Raw genomic sequence first — 16,337 nt, 5'->3', positions numbered from 1 at the left:
CTAGGCCGATCGTCGCCGCTTTCTGAGGAGGCGCCAGCCGTTGCCCGAGTGTTCGACGAAGCCGTCGAGTTCGAGTCCAATGAGCGCAGCGTTCGTTGCACCTATGCCGAGCCCCGCGCGACGCGCAAGCTCATCAGCGGGAAGCGTCCCGCGGCCCGGCATCGCGTCGAGCACGCGCCGCTGCTCGGCGTCCTGCAAGAGGCTTGGAGCCGTGTGCCCGGCTCCGTCAGCGCTCCCCTCACCCGACGCGCGCCCTGCATGCTGCGTCGGCTGCGTGGCACTGCACCACGAGGACCCGATGAGTTCTCGGACATCCTCGGGCCCCGTCACAAGCACGGCGCCGTTTTCGCGGATGAGACGATGACAGCCGATGGAGCTCGCGCTGCGCACCGGCCCAGGAACGGCGCCGAGGGGGCGCCCCAGCGTGGAGGCGTGGTTCGCCGTGTTGAGCGCACCACTTCGTGCGCCTGCCTCCACCACGACGGTCGCTGCGGCGAGCGCGGCAACCACACGGTTGCGCTGCAGGAATCGCCAGCGGGTCGGCGACTGTCCGGGCGGAAGCTCGCTCACGATGAGCCCCTCGGCGAGGATGCTCTCGAGAAGCTCGCGATTGCCGCTCGGGTAGAGCCGGTCACATCCGCCCGCCATGACGGCCACCGTCATGCCCTCCCCCGCGAGCGCTGCCCGGTGTGCGGCCGCGTCAATCCCGTAGGCGCCTCCCGAGATGGTCGAGAGGCCGTGCTCGGCAAGGTCGTACGTGATCTCCTGCGCGATGTCGTCCCCGTATGGTGATGAGGCACGGGACCCGACAACGGCGGCGCCCGAGCGGGCAAGGAGACTCACCTCACCGCGGAGCCAGAGCCCGATCGGGGCATGGGCGCCAAGGTTGTCAAGACGGTCGGGCCAGGCAGGGTCGCCCGGTACGCAGAGGACCGCGCCAAGACGTGCGCCCGCGGTGACAAGCTGGATGATGCGGTCTGCGTCAAGGCGCGGCTCCCAGCGCTCGAGCGCCTGCTGGAGTTCGCCGCGATACTCGCTGCGGCGTGCGCTGAGCAGCCAGTCGAAGGATTCGGCTGCCCCAAGCTCGGCGATGAGAGTCCCGGCGACGCGGTCCCCAGGCTCGGCGATCGTGAGCCATGCTGCCCGGGCTGCACGCTCGAGCGCCTGGTCGCCGCTCAGAGGCGCATGCGCGCCGAGAGTTTCGGTCACGGGAAGAAGCTCTTCGAGCATGTGGTTGGCCATTAGAGATTCACCTGCCGATACGCGAGGGCCTGGCGGATGTGGTTTGCGGTGATGGCGTCGGCGCCCTCGAGGTCGGCGAGCGACCAGGCGACGCGCAGGGCACGGGTGATGCCTCGCATCGTGAGGAGCCCCCGCTCGAAGGCGCGGTCAAGATCTCGCCGCACCTCGAGCGGCCGCGAGGCGAGATCTCGCCGAAGCCACGTGCCGTCAACTTCGGCGTTGAGTCGCCATGGCGTGCCAGCCAGACGTGCTGCGCTGCGGGCACGCGAATCCTGCACGCGAGCCCTGACCTCAGCGCTCGTCGGCGCACGGCCGACGCCCTTCGCTTGCAGCGCGCGCTGTGCAGCGCTCGGTGGGGCGACCCGCAGTTGCAGGTCGATGCGGTCCCGCAGTGGCCCGGAGATGCGTGAAACGTATCGGCGCCGGGCATTCGGCGGGCAAGAACACTGCTGCTCATCAGCCCCGCACGGGCACGGGTTCGCGGCAAGCACCAGTTGGCAGCGGGCCGGAAACTCGGCAACCCCATAGGCGCGGTGGATGGTGACCGAACCCGACTCGAGCGGTTGGCGAAGCGCATCGAGCACGGCGCGGGGAAACTCCGGTGCCTCGTCGAGAAAGAGCACGCCGCGATGCGCGAGGGATATCGCACCCGGGCGGATGTTGCCCGATCCGCCACCCAGGAGCGCCACCGCCGAGCTCGAATGATGCGGCGCTTCAAAGGGTGGCCGAGTCGACACGGCACGGCAGGCGCTCACACCACGAAGGCTGCGGATGGCGGCGGTCTCGATGGCCGCATCCAGGTCAAGGTCTGGCAGGATCCCCGGCAAGCGTTCCGCAAGCATCGTCTTCCCCGCGCCGGGAGGCCCCACCATCAGGAGGTGATGCCCACCCACTGCGGCAATCTGCAGCGCCTGCACCGCATCCTCGTTGCCAATCACGTCCGACAGGTCCGGTTCCGGTTGGGATGCAGCAGCCTGCACACGCACCTGCTCCGGGATCCGGAGCGGCGGAGCTGCCTCAACCGCTTCCTCAGCGAGATCCTCGACATTCGCCCCGTATCGGAGCGCAAGCTCCCGCAAGTTGCGCACGGCGATCACCTCGATCCCCTCAACTGCTTCGGCCTCCTCTGCCGAAGCAGCGGGCACGACAATCCGCTCAAAGCCCGCACGTGTCGCCGCGAGCGCGATCGGCAAGACGCCCGGCACGGCGCGAATCGAACCGTCGAGCCCGAGCTCCCCCACGTGCATCGTCCGGGCCGGGGCCGCGTGATGAATCGTGCCAGCAGCCACGAGGATCGACACGGCAATCGCGACGTCAAAGCCCGAGCCGTGCTTGCGGAGGGAAGCGGGCGACATGTTCGTGGTGACACGCTTCGCGGGCACACGACATCCAGAGCTTTGCAGTGCCGCGCGCACGCGGTCTTTCGCCTCATCGAGCGCGGTATCCGGCAACCCGATGAGGACGAAGGCTGGCAGCCCGCTCGCGACGTGTGTCTCCACCTCGACAACCGCGCCACGCAGCCCTTCGAGGCTCATGGCCGGGCAGCGGGCGATCATGCGCCGATCCCCGCGAGGTGACGGATGCGGTGCTCGCCGCCGCGCATGATGACGCTCACTGCATCTAGCCGGAGCTGACCTACGAGCTCGGGATGCGCTGCGCACCACATGCCCGCCAACATCCGCAAGCGAACGAGCTTGCGCGGGGTGATCGCCTCGAGCGGGTCGCCCGTGCGAAGGCTCGACCTCGTCTTCACCTCGGTCATGACGAGGCATGCGCCATCACGTGAGACGAGGTCGATCTCGCCTTCGCGGCAGCGCCAATTTCGGTCGAGAATCACGTGCCCGAGCGATTCGAGATACTGCGCTGCTGCATCCTCACCCGCGCGGCCAAGGGTCTGAGCTGACATGGGGTTCCTCCTTGCCCCAAGGCTGAACAAAGACACCGCGATCCACGAATCGCACCCGGAATATCTGTCAGCCGCACGACCACAACGCGCCTGTGAATGGACAAAGCTCCACCAAGCACAGGCTCGTATACTCGAGCCGTCCAGCAACGTCGCTCGATACTTTCGGCGACCGTGCTGTCGCTCGAAAAAGGGGCGCTAGCCCGAGCATGCAGGCACCGACGCCAGCCTCGGCAGACATATACGGCCTTATTCGCCCGTTCATGTCACAAGGACGTTTCATGCTGACCGCGCTTGTTGCTGCCACCGTTTCTGCCCGCATCGCCGAGGTGCTCGCCCACTACGCCACCGAGGTCTTCGGTCTCATGGGCAATGGCAATGCCCATCTTGTGGATGCTGTTGCCCGCTCCGAGATGGCGTACACCGCTGTCCGTCACGAAGCCGCCACCGTGGCCTCCGCCGATGCCTACTTCCGCGTGAGCCGGAAGCTCGCCGTTGCGACGACGACCTACGGCGCCGGATACACGAACACGATGACCGCGCTGGCGGATGCCCGGATGAACCAGTCCCCGCTTGTGCTCGTCGTGGGCGACGCTCCCACGACGGGTCACCGCCCCTGGGATGTCGATCAGGCCCAGATGGCGGCCGCCGTCGGCGTCCCCACCTTCACCGTGGACCAGTCGCACGCCGGCGCGACCACCCTTGCCGCACTGCGGCACGCGGTTGAGCAGCGCACGCCCGTGGTCCTCGCGATCCCCTACGATCTCCCCGCCGCCACCGCCGAGGCTGAATCACTCGAGCTGCCTGAGCGCATTGAACCTCCCACCATCACGCCCGACGCTCATGCCATCACGAAGGCAGCCACGGCCCTCCGCGAAGCGAAGCGACCCGTCATCCTCGCTGGCCGCGGTGCCCGGCACGCCATCCCGGAACTCACCCGCATCGCGGACCGACTGCGTGCCGTCACAACGACGAGCGCGCCAGCCCGCGGCAGCTTTGGAGGCCGCGCGCTCGACGTTGGTGTGTGCGGCGGCTTCGCGTCGGAACGCGCGCAAGGCCTCCTTGCACAGGCGGATGTCGTGCTCGCCGTCGGCGCAAGCCTCAACCAGTTCACGATGGGATTCGGGAACCTCTTCCCCGCTGGCACGCGCATCATCCAGGTCAACGAGACCGCGACGGCGAATCACCCGCAGGTGAGCGAGGTCATCCAAGCCGATAGCAAGCTTGCCGCAGCAGCGCTCGAGGCGACCCTCGACACTGTCACGCCACACAGATGGCAGGAGTTCAGCGACGACGAGATCGCCGGCGCTCACTTTGATCGAGAGCCCGGTGAGGCGCTCGCCGCCGACGGCCGCCTTGATCCGCGCAGCCTCATGGCGCAGCTCGAACGTGCGCTCCCCGAGAATCGTCTCGTAGTGACCGACGGCGGACACTTCATCGGCTGGCCGAACACCTATCTCTCGCTCCCTTCGCCGGACAGCATCGTCATGGTCGGCACCGCATACCAGTCCATCGGTCTCGGCTTTGCTTCAGCACCGGGTGCCGCCGTCGCTCAGCCCGATCGCACGCTCGTTGTCATCACCGGGGATGGCGGTGGCCTCATGGCGCTCGCGGATCTCGACTCCACCGTCCGCGCCGCGCACCGGGCCATCGTGGTCGTCATGAATGACTCCGCGTACAACGCGGAAGTCACCCAGTACGGCACGATCGGCCTTAACCAGGACGCCATGCTCATCGACGAAGTCAACTTCGCCGCCTTCGCGGAGGGTGTCGGCGCGGAAGGCCGCATCATCCGCACACTCAATGACCTCGCTGAACTTGGCGCCTGGCTCGCCGAGCACGAGACGGGGACGCTCCTGCTCGACTGCCGCATCTCGAAGTCAGTGGTCGCGCCGTACCAGCACGAGATCATGGCGAAGCTCCGCGCAAGCCTCGGCATCAGCGAGGCAGCGCTCGAGTGAGCCTCACACATTGCCAACCATTGAAATCAACAAATACAATTGGGGTATGGCAATCCGGCGCGCGTTCAAGCCCTGTGCAATCCTCGTCACGATCGGGACGAGCCTCGCGCTCACCGCGTGCACGGCACCTGCGCCGCAGCCCGCAGCACCCGCTGCCCCGGTTACCCAGGCGAGCACGAGCCCTGCCCTCGGCGACGATGGGGCCGGGCAACCCGCGGAGCAGCCGGCCGAAACCGCCACAAGCGAAGCAGGCTCCACACCCGCGGGCGAAACGTGCGGCCTCAACAAGGAAGACCCGCGCATTTCCGCCGCGGCCGCCGACCTCCCCTCCCCCTTCGTGTCGGGCAGCAACGTCGATGTGAAGTGGGATGCGAACTCCTACGAAACGAACTTCGACCCCTGCGCACCACTCAGCTACGCACTGTTCTCGGTTGAAGGTGCAACCGGTTCCTCACCCGACCAGATCGCGCTCTTCCACTACGGCGAACACATTGGCTCAACGAGCGACTGCGCCCCGGGCATGCAGCGCATTGCGGAAGAAACAGCCACCAGCATCAAAGTCAAGTACTTCTGGCCAGCGCCCAACGAGTCGATGGCGGAAGCCTCGCAGCACGAAACCGTCGAATACCGCTGGAACGACGCAACGCAATCCGTCGACATGATCGGCACGATCCCGGACGAGGTCATCGGCCCGGACATCTGTCACACCTGGCCGCCGATCCAGTAGCCGCCCAGCAAGACGCGCCGCGAGCTACTTGTCGATGGAGAGTTCGCTCGGCAGTTCGAGCTCGGCGTCCTGCAGCTCTTCGACATTGACGTCCTTGAAGGTGAGCACGCGCACGTTCCTCACGAAGCGGTGCGTGCGGTAGATGTCCCACACCCACACATCTTCGAGCTCAAGCTCGAAATAGAAGTCGTGCTCGGCGTCACGGCGCGTGAGTTCGACACGATTCGCGAGGTAGAAGCGACGCTCAGTCTCTACGACGTAGCGGAACTGCGAGACCACATCGCGGTACTCACGAAACAGCGCCAGCTCGAGTTCACGCTCGTAGTCGTCGAATTGCTCAGGATCCATGGTCATCCCAGTCTAGGCGGGATTCGCCGCAACAGTGCCCGCGGGCTCGGAACCAGCGTCCGCCTGCAGAATCTTCGTCAGCCAGCTCAGGCGGTGGTGTTCGCTCGGGCCAAGCGCTCGAATCGCGCTCGTGTGCTGCGCCGAGGCATACCCCTTGTTGGATACCCAGGCAAAGGGGTCTTCCTCACCACCGAGCACCATCATGTGCGCGTCGCGTTCCACCTTCGCGAGCACGGATGCGGCGGCAACCACCGCGCAATCACGGTCGGCTTTCGGACGCACGAGCACCTGCAGCGGGTGCGTGAGGTGCGGCGAGAGCCAATCGTGCGAGCCGTCAAGCAGGATGACGGCGGTGGCCACATCAATCCCCTGCGCGTAGAGCTCCGCGAGTGCCCGCTTCCCCGCGTGCGCGAGCGCCCACGCAATGCCGTGCGTCTCAATCTCGGCAACACTCGCCGAGCCGACGGCCCGTCCCTGCCCCCATTCACGCACGAGCGGCTCAATCGCTTCGCGGCGCTTCGGGCTCATGAGCTTCGAGTCTCGGAGCCCGGCAGGAAAACCATCGGCGAGATCTTCCTGCACGATCGCACAGGCGCCAACACACACGGGGCCAGCGATGGCACCGCGGCCCACCTCATCCATGCCAATCACCGTGGACGCAGTGGTGAGCAGGCGCTCTTCCAGCGCGAGTGTCGGCTCGATGACCGCCACGCGCTAGTTCGCCCCCGGCTCGCGATTCGGGACGTTCGCGAACACCTCGGGGTAGTTGCCGAGCACACCGAAGTGCTCGAAGGGATAGTTCACGAGGAACGCCTTGCCAACAACGGATTCCATCGGGACGAAGCCGCCCGTGGGGAGGTCCTGGTGGTAGCGCGAGTCCTGCGAGTTGTAGCGATTGTCGCCCATCACCCAGATCGAGTTTGCGGGCACGGTGACGTCGAAGGGCACGCCGGAGGCTGCGGTGTTGCCCGCGAGCTGCGCGTAAGGTTCCGAGATCGGGACATCATTCACGGCCACCTGGCCGTACACGGTGCAGCAGGTGACATGATCACCGGGAAGACCAATCACGCGCTTGATGAGCGTGTTGTTGGCGTCTTCCGGCTTCAAGCCGATTGTTTCGAGCGTGCCGTCGCGGAAGGCTTCAAGCGGTGACTTGTCCTTCGGCATGCTCGGCGGGAGCCAGCCGCCCGGGTCCGTGAAGACGACGACGTCCCCGCGCTCGAGCGGCACAAGTTCTGGCACGAAGAGGTTGACGAGAATCCGGTCGTTCTCGATGAGCGTCTCGTGCATCGAGGCGGAGGGGATGTAATACGGGCGCACGATCCACGTCTTCATCGCCATGCTCACCACAAGGGCGAGAACCGCGACGATGACCACATCGCGGAGGAATATGGCCGCAGTGCGGCGCTTGCTCGGTCGCCGGGTGCGAACCGGCTCGTCTTCGTCGTCGTCACTCCAGCCAAGCCGGGCCTGGGCGAGCTCATTCGGCGAGAGTTTTCGGTGACGTGCATCGAAGGGGGGTCGCGCGTGCTGCGGACCACGACCGGAAGCGAGAATCTCCGCAGCCTGGGGGTCGTCACCCACGCGGGGTGCATCATCGGTCGCGTCAGATCGAGCGTCCAGCTCGTCATCGCGCATTGCCGACATGATGCCCCTTCTTCTGTGGGCACGATGCCCATTCGCCTACGGTACGACAACGGCCCCCGAGTTGGGGGCCGTTGTCGCGTGCGTCGCGCGGATCGATCCGCGCCGATCGCGTGTCTTAGTGCTCGCGCTTCTCGCGGATCTTCGCTGCCTTGCCGCGGCGGTCGCGGAGGTAGTAGAGCTTGGCGCGGCGAACCTCACCGCGCGACACGAGTTCGATCTTGTCGATGATCGGCGAGTGCACCGGGAACTGACGCTCCACACCCACCTGGAAGCTGACCTTGCGGACGATGAAGGTCTCGCGAACGCCAGCACCCTGACGGCCGAGGACAACACCCTGGAAGACCTGGATACGCGAACGGTTACCTTCAACGATGTTCACGTGCACCTTGACGGTGTCACCTGCGCGGAAGTCAGGGATGTCGGTCTTGAGGGAGGCCTTGTCGAGTTCGTCGATGAGGTTCATGATGTCGCTCTCTGCAGTCGCCACCGGTCGACTGCGCGGTAAAGGAATCAAGGATGTCGTGCATCGCAGAAGGCGCGGACTCCCCGGAGGCAGAGCCGTGCCGCGGCACGAAGAGCTATTCAACCACGCTTCTAGCGCGACGCGCAATGCTCATGCGCGCCCATGTGCCACTACGTGCCGCGGTACGGAGGCTCGACAGTGCTGTCGTCGAGGGCATCGTCGTCATCCGTATTGCGGCGCTCATCAGTATTGCGCGCTGCGCGCTGGCCGGGCACGGGGCGAGTTGGGTCCCAGTTCTCCGCCTTCGGGGCACGGTTTGCACCGAAGTTCGCCCCGGGACGATCCGTCTCGTGCTCACCCATGACACCGCCGTCAACGCGGGTTGAGCCGGGCATATTACCTTCACGCTTGGGCTCACTGACAGCACCTTCGAGGACGATGCCGGCGCCAGGAGCGGTCGTGCCTGCGCTTCGACCGTGACGCGATTCGTAGCGCGCGTACCAGTCAGCCTGGTCGCGCGGCTGACCCCACGTCGGGTTCGCACCGCGTTCGCGGAGGTCATCGGTCATCTGGTCGAGTCGGCGCGCGGCGACCTTCTTGAGCTGGCGGGCCAGCAGCACGATGACGACGATCGACACGACGAGTGCGATACCGAGCATCCAGCTGCCGAGAGGACGCGGCAGGAATGCACCGACAATCCAGAGCACCCACACGATGCCTACCGTGATTGCATCCGGCACGGTGACCGCCCGCTCGCTCCGAGCATCCGGGCGCGCCCAAATGAGCGCCGAGATCGCACCGAGCGCGATGAGGCACGCGGGCGACACGAGGACCACGGAGAGCAGCTCACCAAGCCGCGACCCCCGGATCACCCATCCGGCGAAGATGAAGGCAGGGATGACCAGCACCGCGGGAAGCAGCAGACGATAAAGCAGTGAACGTGCACGCATGCCTTCACGCTACGGGACATGCATCCGAAGGAGCCGAACGCAGCCGGGCACTCGCGAAACTCACCGAGAACTGGCGGGGCGAGCGGGGGTAGCCTGGAAGACATGATTGAGTTGCGCACCCCGTCCGAACTTGAGGAGATGCGCGCCGCTGGCCGCTTCGTCGCTGAGGTCCTCCACACCCTCCAGCAGGAGACGAAGGTCGGCACGAACCTGCTCGAGATTGACGCGCGCGCTCACGAGATGATCCGGGCTCGTGGCGCTGAGAGCTGCTACATCGACTACGCGCCGAGCTTCGGTTCCGGCCCCTTCGGTTACGTCATCTGCACCTCGGTGAACGAGGCAGTCCTGCACGGACGCCCGAAGGACTACGCGCTGCAGGATGGGGATCTCCTCACCCTCGACTTCGCTGTCTCGGTCGACGGCTGGGTGTCCGACTCGGCAGTCTCGTTCGTGGTGGGGACGCCGCGCGAGGAAGACCTTCGCCTCATCCGAGCCACCGAAGAAGCCCTCGAGGCGGGCATTGCCGAGGCGTATGCCGGCAAGCGCCTCGGCGACATTTCGCACGCGATCGGTGAGGTCGCGAAGGCGTACGGTTACCCGGTGAACGTCGAGTACGGCGGCCACGGTGTGGGGCGCACGATGCACGAGTTCCCGCCGGTGCCAAACCGTGGCCGGGCAAAGCGTGGCCCTGTGCTCGAGCCGGGCCTCGTCATCGCGGTTGAGCCGTGGTTCAACGCCACGACGAACAAGCTCACGAAGGACACGGACGGCTGGACGCTCCTCGGTGCCGATGGCTCACGCGGCGCCCACAGCGAGCACACGATCGCGATCACCGAGGGCGAGCCGATCATCTTTACTGACCGCAGCTTCCTCGAGGCCTAGCGAACACGCTGCGGCTCTTCGACCAGCCTCGGGAGCTCTAGCGCAGTTCTTCCGGCAACAGATCCGGGCGCACGCGCCGCGTCCGCTCAATCTGCTGCTCCTTGCGCCACTCGGCGACCTTGCCGTGGTGCCCCGACAGCAGCACCTCCGGCACCTCAAAGCCGCGCCACGCAGCGGGCTTCGTGTAGCTCGGGTACTCGAGCAAGCCATCCTCGTGTGACTCTTCCACGAGCGAGAGCGGGTTCCCCACGACGCCCGGGATGAGTCGTCCGAAGGCTTCGATCATCGCCATGACGGCTACTTCGCCGCCGTTCAGGACGTAGTCACCGAGACTCACGAGCTCAACGCGAGCGCGCGTTGCGGCGTAGTCGAAGACGCGCTGGTCGATGCCCTCGTAGCGTCCGCAACCAAAGACAATGTGGCGTTCGTTGGCATAGCGGCGTGCGGTGGCCTGCGTGAAGACGTGGCCAGCCGGCGACGGGAAGATGATGAGCGGCTGCTCAGCACCCGGCTCGTTCCCCTCCTCCACCGCGGGCGAGTCAGCAAGGATCACGTCGAGGGCCTCGCCCCACGGCTCCGGCTTCATGACCATTCCGGCGCCGCCGCCGTAGGGGGTGTCGTCGACGGTGCGGTGACGATCGTGCGTGTAGTCGCGGAGGTCGTGCACACCAAGTTCGAAGAGCCCCTGCGCGCGTGCCTTGCCGAGGAGCGACAGGTCGAGCACGTCAAAGAAGCTCGGGAAGATCGTGACGATGTCAACGCGCATGCTCGGCGGCCTCTCGCTCAGGTTCGGTGGACGGTTCAGGGGCGGTTTCATTGTCGCGCGTGACTGGCCCCATCCCGAAGATGAGGTGGACGAGAACGCCCAGGAGCGGCCCGAGGCCCAGCGCGAGCACGACGGCGTCAAGCACGCCGGGCGTCACGAGGAGGACGACGATCGCAACGATCGTGGCCGTCCACCAGCCGGCAACGTACACACCGTGGCGTTCGCGGGCGAGCACTGCAGCGCCGCTCAGGTAGAGGCATCCCGTGACACCCGCCACAAAGGTGAGTGCCGCGAGGACATGCCCGCCGACGGTGAAGCCGCGGCCCATGAGTTCGATGATCGGCGGCCCGACGAGCCAGGCAAGACCGGCACCCACGATGGCAATGCCGAGGACAGCCGCGATCGGAATGAGGAGCACACGGCGTCCCTGGCGGAAACGGTCGACGAAGTAGACGACGATCGCGCTCTGGAACGAGGTGATGGGCGTGAGGATGGGAGCTCGCGTGAGCGTCACAGCCAACAGCAGGTTTGAGAGCAGCACCGGGTCGGTTCCGGGGCGCGTGGCCTTAATGAGCACCGGGAAGCCCACGACGAGGACCGCTGCCGCGCTCGCGGCGAGCATCGACTGGCCGCCGCGCGAGAGGAAGCTACGGAGCGAGACATCTGTGTGGGCGCTCAGCGCGCGACGTCCCACCGGCGTGAGCATGATGATCGGGCTTGAGATCATGCCGGTCACGGTTGCGACGAGGAAGCCCGTCACCGGGTCGCTGAGGAGCGTCGCGATGAGCGCCACAATGACGCGGCCAAAGGACTCGATCATCGTGAGGATGGCGTAGGCGCGCCACCGGCCAATACCCGAGAGCACGCCCGAGAACACCGCTTGCACGGTCGTGAGTGTGATCGCCACGGTGAGCAGGCCCGTTGCGGTTGCTCCGTACTGCGCCGGTAAGAGAGCCGGTGCCCACAGCGGCGAGGTCGCGAGCACGAGGGCGCCGATGACGAGCGAGATGGTGACGCTCGTCTTCACCGGGTTGATGCCGGATGCGTTGCTCGCGCGGGCGAGGGCAAGATCTGCTGCCCGCGCTTCGGCGCTCACGCTCGCATCCTCGAGTTCTTCTGCCTCAAAAGCCTCGAGCACGGCCTCGTCGTCCTGGCCGTGGCTGCGCTCACGCTCCCAGGTTTCGTCGTCGGGGCGCGCCATGGCGCGAACACCGCGCGTGGTCTCGTGCATGAGGCCCATCACGATGCCGTTCAGCGTAAAGAAGAGGCCCCAGAAGACGTTGAAGAGTTCGAAGCGCTCAGCGCCGAGCGTGGTCGTCGCGATGAGGATGACGACGTAGCCGGTGATCGCGGCGACGGCGGACGCGATGGCAACCCACCGCATGGCCTAGTGGTCCGGGATCGTGTCAGTCTGGGCGTGTGCCGCGTCAGCGTCATCCGCGTCAGCCGCAGCTTCAGCTGCGTGGTTGCCGTCAGCACGGGCAATCTCAGCGTGCTCCGGGTCGAAGAGTCCACCAGGCGGAGTCATCGTGATCTGTCCAGCCTGGATGTCAACGTTCGGCACGATCGCGCGCACAAACGGCACGAGGACATCGTCCCCCTTCGTCTTCACGACGATGAGGTCCTGCGCCGGCAGGTGGTCGATGCGAGCCACGACGCCAACCTTCATGCCGTCAACGATGACGTCGAGGCCAACAAGCTGGTGGTCGTACCAGGTGTCAGGTTCGAGTTCTTCAGCGTCGTCCTTGTCGACCCAGAGGATCGCCTTGACGAGCGTTTCTGCCGCGGTGCGGTCTTCGACTCCCTTGAAGAAGGCGACGGGCTGCTCGTTGTACCAGCGGAGCTCGAGAAGCTCGACGCTACGGTTGTGCCAGGGGCTCTCGGGCGGCACCTGGAGGCTAAAACTTGCGCCGGGAACGAAACGGCGTTCCGGCTCGTCGGTGTACAGCTCGACTTTGAGCGCACCCTTGAGCCCATGCGCCTTCGTGAGGCGTCCGACTCGCAGCCGGGTAATGCTGCCGGGTTTTGGAGCCACGGCTATGCGTCGACGACGTCGACACGGACGCGCTCGCCGTCGGCGAGTGCGGCGACGACGGTGCGCAGCGCCTTGGCGGTGCGACCCGAGCGTCCGATGACGCGGCCGAGGTCCTCGGGGTGCACGCGCACCTCGAGGACCTCGCCCCGCGCCTGCGAGACTCGGTCCACGCGGACGTCGTCCGGGCGATCAACGATGCCCCGGACCAGGTGTGTCAGCGCGGATTCGAGCATGATTTACGCCTCGGTCTCCTCTGCGGCGGCCTCGTCGGCGGCCGCAGCGTCCTCAGCGGTCTCTTCAGCTGCAGCCTCAGCAACCTCGTCTTCCGAGGGCTTCACTTCAGCCTTCGGCTCAGCCTTGGGCTTGAGGACCGGCTTCTTGTTGGTGTCAGCTTCAAAGGCTTCCTTTGCCTCGGGAGCCTTGATCTGCGACTCGGTCGAGCCTTCACCGGTGAACTTGCCCCAGTCGCCCGAGAGCTTAAGGAGGGCGAGGACGGCCTCGGTCGGCTGAGCGCCGACGGAGAGCCAGTGCTGGGCGCGCTCCGAGTTGATCTCGATGAACGAGGGGTGCTCGGTCGGGTGGTACTTACCGATCTCCTCGATGACGCGACCATCGCGCTTGGTGCGCGAGTCTGCGACGACGATGCGGTAGAACGGCGCACGGATCTTACCGAGGCGCTTGAGGCGGATCTTGACAGCCACGTGTCTCCTGAATTGGTTTCGTGAAGTGAGTAAGCGTGCCTCAGGTTCGTGGGGCGAACCCGGGTAAAGCTTGAATGGTCGTCGGCGCGCGTCGGATAGAGGGTCGGACGGCACTCGTCAGCGTCCCATCTTGCCAGATTCCGAGCGCCAAGGCCAGCCCTGCTCTCCCACGGGCTGCACGGTCACGCAACGGGACCCGAATCACCACCCTTGGCACCCTTCAACGTCCGCCGTCTCATATGGGAGTGGACTGCGATGACGACGGACGCCAGAACGACGGTCAATGCGGCGGGATTGTCGATCCCTTCAATAATCCAACCAACGACCCAGGGTTCAAATCCTTGCTCGAGGGAATCACCAGCGCCCGCGTTTCCTGTCCAGAACATACGAAATATGCCCAACGTGATTCCACCGAGACCAAAACCCCAGAGTCCCCAAATACGGAATGCAGAGTCCCTTACACTAAACAGTCTCCTGGCAAGAAGACCCAAGACTCCCACAGATAGCAACGCAATGGCAATAAGTGTGAATATTCCTCCAGATGGTGCCGTCACCCCCACCAGCTGATTACTGAGATCAAAAACCGCCCCACCTTCTAAACCGATCTTTCGAATGGTCAGAATTCCCACGAGACAGACATAGACAACAACCCCAATAAGGCCAATAAGAAGGCTCATCAACATCACGTTCTTGCAGAGCAGGTGAGCTCCGCCTCACCACCCACCGAGATCCACCACGAGCACTTGCTTCGGACATGTTGAGCGCGAGCGTGACTCAAGAATGTCTGATTACCACCCGTCGACTCCACGCGGCCAATTTCAACATAACCGGGAGCAGGGCGATATGTCACCACGCCATGCTGCCCCACTCCCAGATTCACATTCGAGCTTCCCCCAACCAAACTCGAAAAAGAACTTGAGGTTCGTTCCACCCCCGAGGTGGTCTTCATGTTCTTCGCGTACACAATATCGGCGGCCTGCACTTCCCCCGCAAAACCAAGCCACAGGGAAACCAACACCCCGCTCCCAATAACACACAAACCTGCGACACGAGTAGAACGCATTCTATCTTGCATCAGCGCCCACCGTTAATATTCACCGTCTCGAAACGGAAGGGGATTCCATTCGGACGATCAAAATTTCCACTTTCAACGCCGAGGGTACCGGGCCGCCCAGTAACGAGATAAGCCGATCCCGCCCGGCCACCAGCGACGGTGGAACCGTCAGCAGCACTGAGCCCGCCGCTCGGTTTCACCGAGCCAGTATGAGCAGCCGCCACATCAGGGGCATCATCAGGGAGAAGGTACGCCTCCGTTGAACGATCTCCTGCTTCTCGGGATTCGCCAGCAACAACCCCGATCCCCTTTTCGTAAAACTCAGGGAAGCTCGCGCAGGCACTCGCTGCGATCTGATTACCGTCAGGAATCACCGTAAGCAGGCAGACGGCAGAATCATGCGCTACACCCACCCAGTAGCGCGCAAGTGCATCTTGCCCCAAATATCGAACACTGTCAGGCGCGATTCCCCCCAGGGCAGCGTGATCCACACCATCAGGCAGATTGTCATATTCAGCTTTTGGCTCATTGAGCACAGCTAGCACGTCCTCAACATTCACTTCCGGTGTCGCATGAACGGGGGCCGCGCCAAAACCTCCGGCCAGCACCAAAGCAACAACCGCTGATGTCATGAGAAATTTCTCTGTCAATGCCCAAACCCCTCTCTAATGATAGAATCCACACGTTGTACGCAGTGCACCAATACTTCCGCTACTCCACGGCCAATCCCACATGCATTTCGAACGAGCATTCGCTACGGCCGCGTGTGTTAGATTGACAGAACCTCCGGAGCTTGCATAACCTACACTGCGGTACCCCGGCGCCGGATAGTATGTCTCAATAGTGAGCACTACATTCGCCCCATCGGCAGAAAAAAGCTCGGTGCTCGCCACACCACCTGAAATCCGGGCACGCACCCCCGAATCGGACGATTGGCGCTCATTTCTGTATTCATTGCTCACATAGTTCGTCGTGGCAGCAAATGCGGTCTCGGCACCAAGAGCCACCCCGGCCATGATGACCAGCAAACAGAATATAATTGGGTTTACTACGATTCGCGTCACACGTTAACGCACTCTTCTATCGAGCCCCCTTGGAGCCATCAGAACACCTCCACAACGACACTGTCAGTAGGCACGTCCATGGTAAACATACACGACAACACAATGTCAACCACATTCAATGAAGATCTTCAGTGTGGTAAAGAGCAGATGGAGTATTCAACAAGGACGCAAGCGTCCTGACCAACACGCGTCCACGACCAAGGGCCGCGGCCTCTCTGACGAGCTAGCGCTTGTCCATCCAAGAGTCGTCGACGAGACCGTCGTCGCCGGGGGTCTCCTGGTGGAGTCCGTGCTCCGGAGCGTCACCGTCGAGTTCATCCACGGCCTCGTCGTCCTTCTTACGGCGGCCGAGGATGAACAACACGATCGCGCCGATGATGAGCAGCGCGATGCCGCCAATGATCCACGGCAGCGCGTTGAAAGTGCCGCCCGTCTCAGCGAGGGAGGTCAGTGCGGGAACGGCTACCTGAAGCGAGGTCTGCATGGTGACACGGTACCAAGCACAAGCGACAGCCCGGGTGAGCGCCACAGATTCTTGACCTGGTCGGGGATTTTCTTCGTCATATCGGCACGTCGCGCCACCGCTCTCAACTA

General features: G+C 64.5%; 19 protein-coding genes. 3 read left to right on the top strand and 16 right to left on the bottom strand.

Annotated elements, in window-relative coordinates:
- Genes dprA through ZAL01S_RS05990 form a run of 3 tightly spaced genes read right to left on the bottom strand, consistent with a single transcriptional unit; the run spans position 1 to position 3,148 of the window.
- Positions 1-1,242, bottom strand: coding sequence for a DNA-processing protein DprA (dprA, locus tag ZAL01S_RS06000; RefSeq protein WP_066081202.1), 1,242 nt, complete (start codon positions 1,240-1,242; stop codon positions 1-3).
- Positions 1,242-2,798: a YifB family Mg chelatase-like AAA ATPase gene (locus ZAL01S_RS05995; RefSeq protein WP_066081199.1), complete on the bottom strand. Its 1,557-nt coding sequence runs from the start codon at positions 2,796-2,798 to the stop codon at positions 1,242-1,244. Before ZAL01S_RS05995 ends, dprA begins: the two co-directional genes overlap by 1 nt.
- Positions 2,795-3,148 (bottom strand): YraN family protein, encoded by a 354-nt coding sequence (locus ZAL01S_RS05990; RefSeq protein ID WP_066081195.1) that lies wholly within the window; start codon positions 3,146-3,148, stop codon positions 2,795-2,797. Before ZAL01S_RS05990 ends, ZAL01S_RS05995 begins: the two co-directional genes overlap by 4 nt.
- A gap of 278 nt (positions 3,149-3,426) precedes the next feature.
- Here ZAL01S_RS05990 and ZAL01S_RS05985 point away from each other — a divergent pair, with 278 nt between their 5' ends.
- Together ZAL01S_RS05985 and ZAL01S_RS05980 are read left to right on the top strand one after the other, a co-directional pair.
- A complete protein-coding gene (locus ZAL01S_RS05985; protein ID WP_066081190.1) occupies positions 3,427-5,106 on the top strand; it encodes a thiamine pyrophosphate-binding protein in 1,680 nt (559 codons plus the stop codon).
- Positions 5,107-5,152: 46 nt separating this feature from the next.
- Complete coding sequence (locus tag ZAL01S_RS05980; protein ID WP_066081187.1) at positions 5,153-5,833, top strand: LppP/LprE family lipoprotein; 681 nt, start codon at positions 5,153-5,155, stop codon at positions 5,831-5,833.
- Positions 5,834-5,857: 24 nt separating this feature from the next.
- On the opposite strand, the gene ZAL01S_RS05975 is transcribed toward ZAL01S_RS05980, so the two are convergent.
- The 5 genes from ZAL01S_RS05975 to ZAL01S_RS05955 form a co-directional block, all read right to left on the bottom strand.
- Entirely contained in the window at positions 5,858-6,181 is a 324-nt protein-coding gene (locus ZAL01S_RS05975) for a DUF2469 family protein (protein WP_066081184.1), read from the bottom strand.
- Between the two features lie 12 nt (positions 6,182-6,193).
- Positions 6,194-6,892, bottom strand: coding sequence for a ribonuclease HII (locus tag ZAL01S_RS05970; protein WP_066081181.1), 699 nt, complete (start codon positions 6,890-6,892; stop codon positions 6,194-6,196).
- A 3-nt stretch (positions 6,893-6,895) separates the two neighbouring features.
- Positions 6,896-7,828 (bottom strand): signal peptidase I, encoded by a 933-nt coding sequence (lepB, locus tag ZAL01S_RS05965; protein WP_244875349.1) that lies wholly within the window; start codon positions 7,826-7,828, stop codon positions 6,896-6,898.
- Positions 7,829-7,943: 115 nt separating this feature from the next.
- Positions 7,944-8,291 (bottom strand): 50S ribosomal protein L19, encoded by a 348-nt coding sequence (gene rplS / locus ZAL01S_RS05960; protein WP_066081374.1) that lies wholly within the window; start codon positions 8,289-8,291, stop codon positions 7,944-7,946.
- Between the two features lie 170 nt (positions 8,292-8,461).
- Entirely contained in the window at positions 8,462-9,241 is a 780-nt protein-coding gene (locus ZAL01S_RS05955; RefSeq protein WP_066081177.1) for a hypothetical protein, read from the bottom strand.
- A 102-nt stretch (positions 9,242-9,343) separates the two neighbouring features.
- On the opposite strand from ZAL01S_RS05955, the gene map reads away from it, so the two are divergent.
- Entirely contained in the window at positions 9,344-10,123 is a 780-nt protein-coding gene (map, locus tag ZAL01S_RS05950; protein ID WP_066081174.1) for a type I methionyl aminopeptidase, read from the top strand.
- 37 nt (positions 10,124-10,160) lie between these two features.
- Here the strand turns inward: map and trmD are convergent, their stop codons facing one another.
- The 8 genes from trmD to ZAL01S_RS10090 form a co-directional block, all read right to left on the bottom strand.
- Complete coding sequence (trmD, locus tag ZAL01S_RS05945; RefSeq protein WP_066081171.1) at positions 10,161-10,889, bottom strand: tRNA (guanosine(37)-N1)-methyltransferase TrmD; 729 nt, start codon at positions 10,887-10,889, stop codon at positions 10,161-10,163.
- Positions 10,879-12,273 carry a hypothetical protein gene (locus tag ZAL01S_RS05940; RefSeq protein WP_066081167.1) on the bottom strand — a complete coding sequence of 465 codons (1,395 nt, stop codon included), beginning with the start codon at positions 12,271-12,273 and terminating at the stop codon, positions 10,879-10,881. Before ZAL01S_RS05940 ends, trmD begins: the two co-directional genes overlap by 11 nt.
- A 3-nt stretch (positions 12,274-12,276) precedes the next feature.
- Positions 12,277-12,924, bottom strand: coding sequence for a ribosome maturation factor RimM (gene rimM, locus ZAL01S_RS05935; protein WP_066081164.1), 648 nt, complete (start codon positions 12,922-12,924; stop codon positions 12,277-12,279).
- Between the two features lie 2 nt (positions 12,925-12,926).
- On the bottom strand, positions 12,927-13,157 hold the full coding sequence (locus ZAL01S_RS05930; protein ID WP_066081162.1) for an RNA-binding protein: 231 nt from the start codon (positions 13,155-13,157) through the stop codon (positions 12,927-12,929).
- A 3-nt stretch (positions 13,158-13,160) separates the two neighbouring features.
- Entirely contained in the window at positions 13,161-13,625 is a 465-nt protein-coding gene (gene rpsP, locus ZAL01S_RS05925) for a 30S ribosomal protein S16 (protein ID WP_066081160.1), read from the bottom strand.
- A gap of 182 nt (positions 13,626-13,807) precedes the next feature.
- Entirely contained in the window at positions 13,808-14,302 is a 495-nt protein-coding gene (locus ZAL01S_RS10315) for a hypothetical protein (RefSeq protein ID WP_159421611.1), read from the bottom strand.
- 397 nt (positions 14,303-14,699) lie between these two features.
- On the bottom strand, positions 14,700-15,329 hold the full coding sequence (locus tag ZAL01S_RS10310; RefSeq protein ID WP_159421610.1) for a hypothetical protein: 630 nt from the start codon (positions 15,327-15,329) through the stop codon (positions 14,700-14,702).
- A 637-nt stretch (positions 15,330-15,966) separates the two neighbouring features.
- Positions 15,967-16,227 (bottom strand): LPXTG cell wall anchor domain-containing protein, encoded by a 261-nt coding sequence (locus tag ZAL01S_RS10090; RefSeq protein ID WP_159421609.1) that lies wholly within the window; start codon positions 16,225-16,227, stop codon positions 15,967-15,969.
- Positions 16,228-16,337: the final 110 nt, after the last annotated feature.

This window comes from [Zimmermannella] alba NBRC 15616, assembly GCF_001570905.1.
Lineage (GTDB): Bacteria > Actinomycetota > Actinomycetes > Actinomycetales > Microbacteriaceae > Pseudoclavibacter > Pseudoclavibacter albus.
The sequence above is the reverse complement of the archived record's forward strand: the minus strand, read 5'-3'. Positions and strand labels throughout refer to the sequence as shown.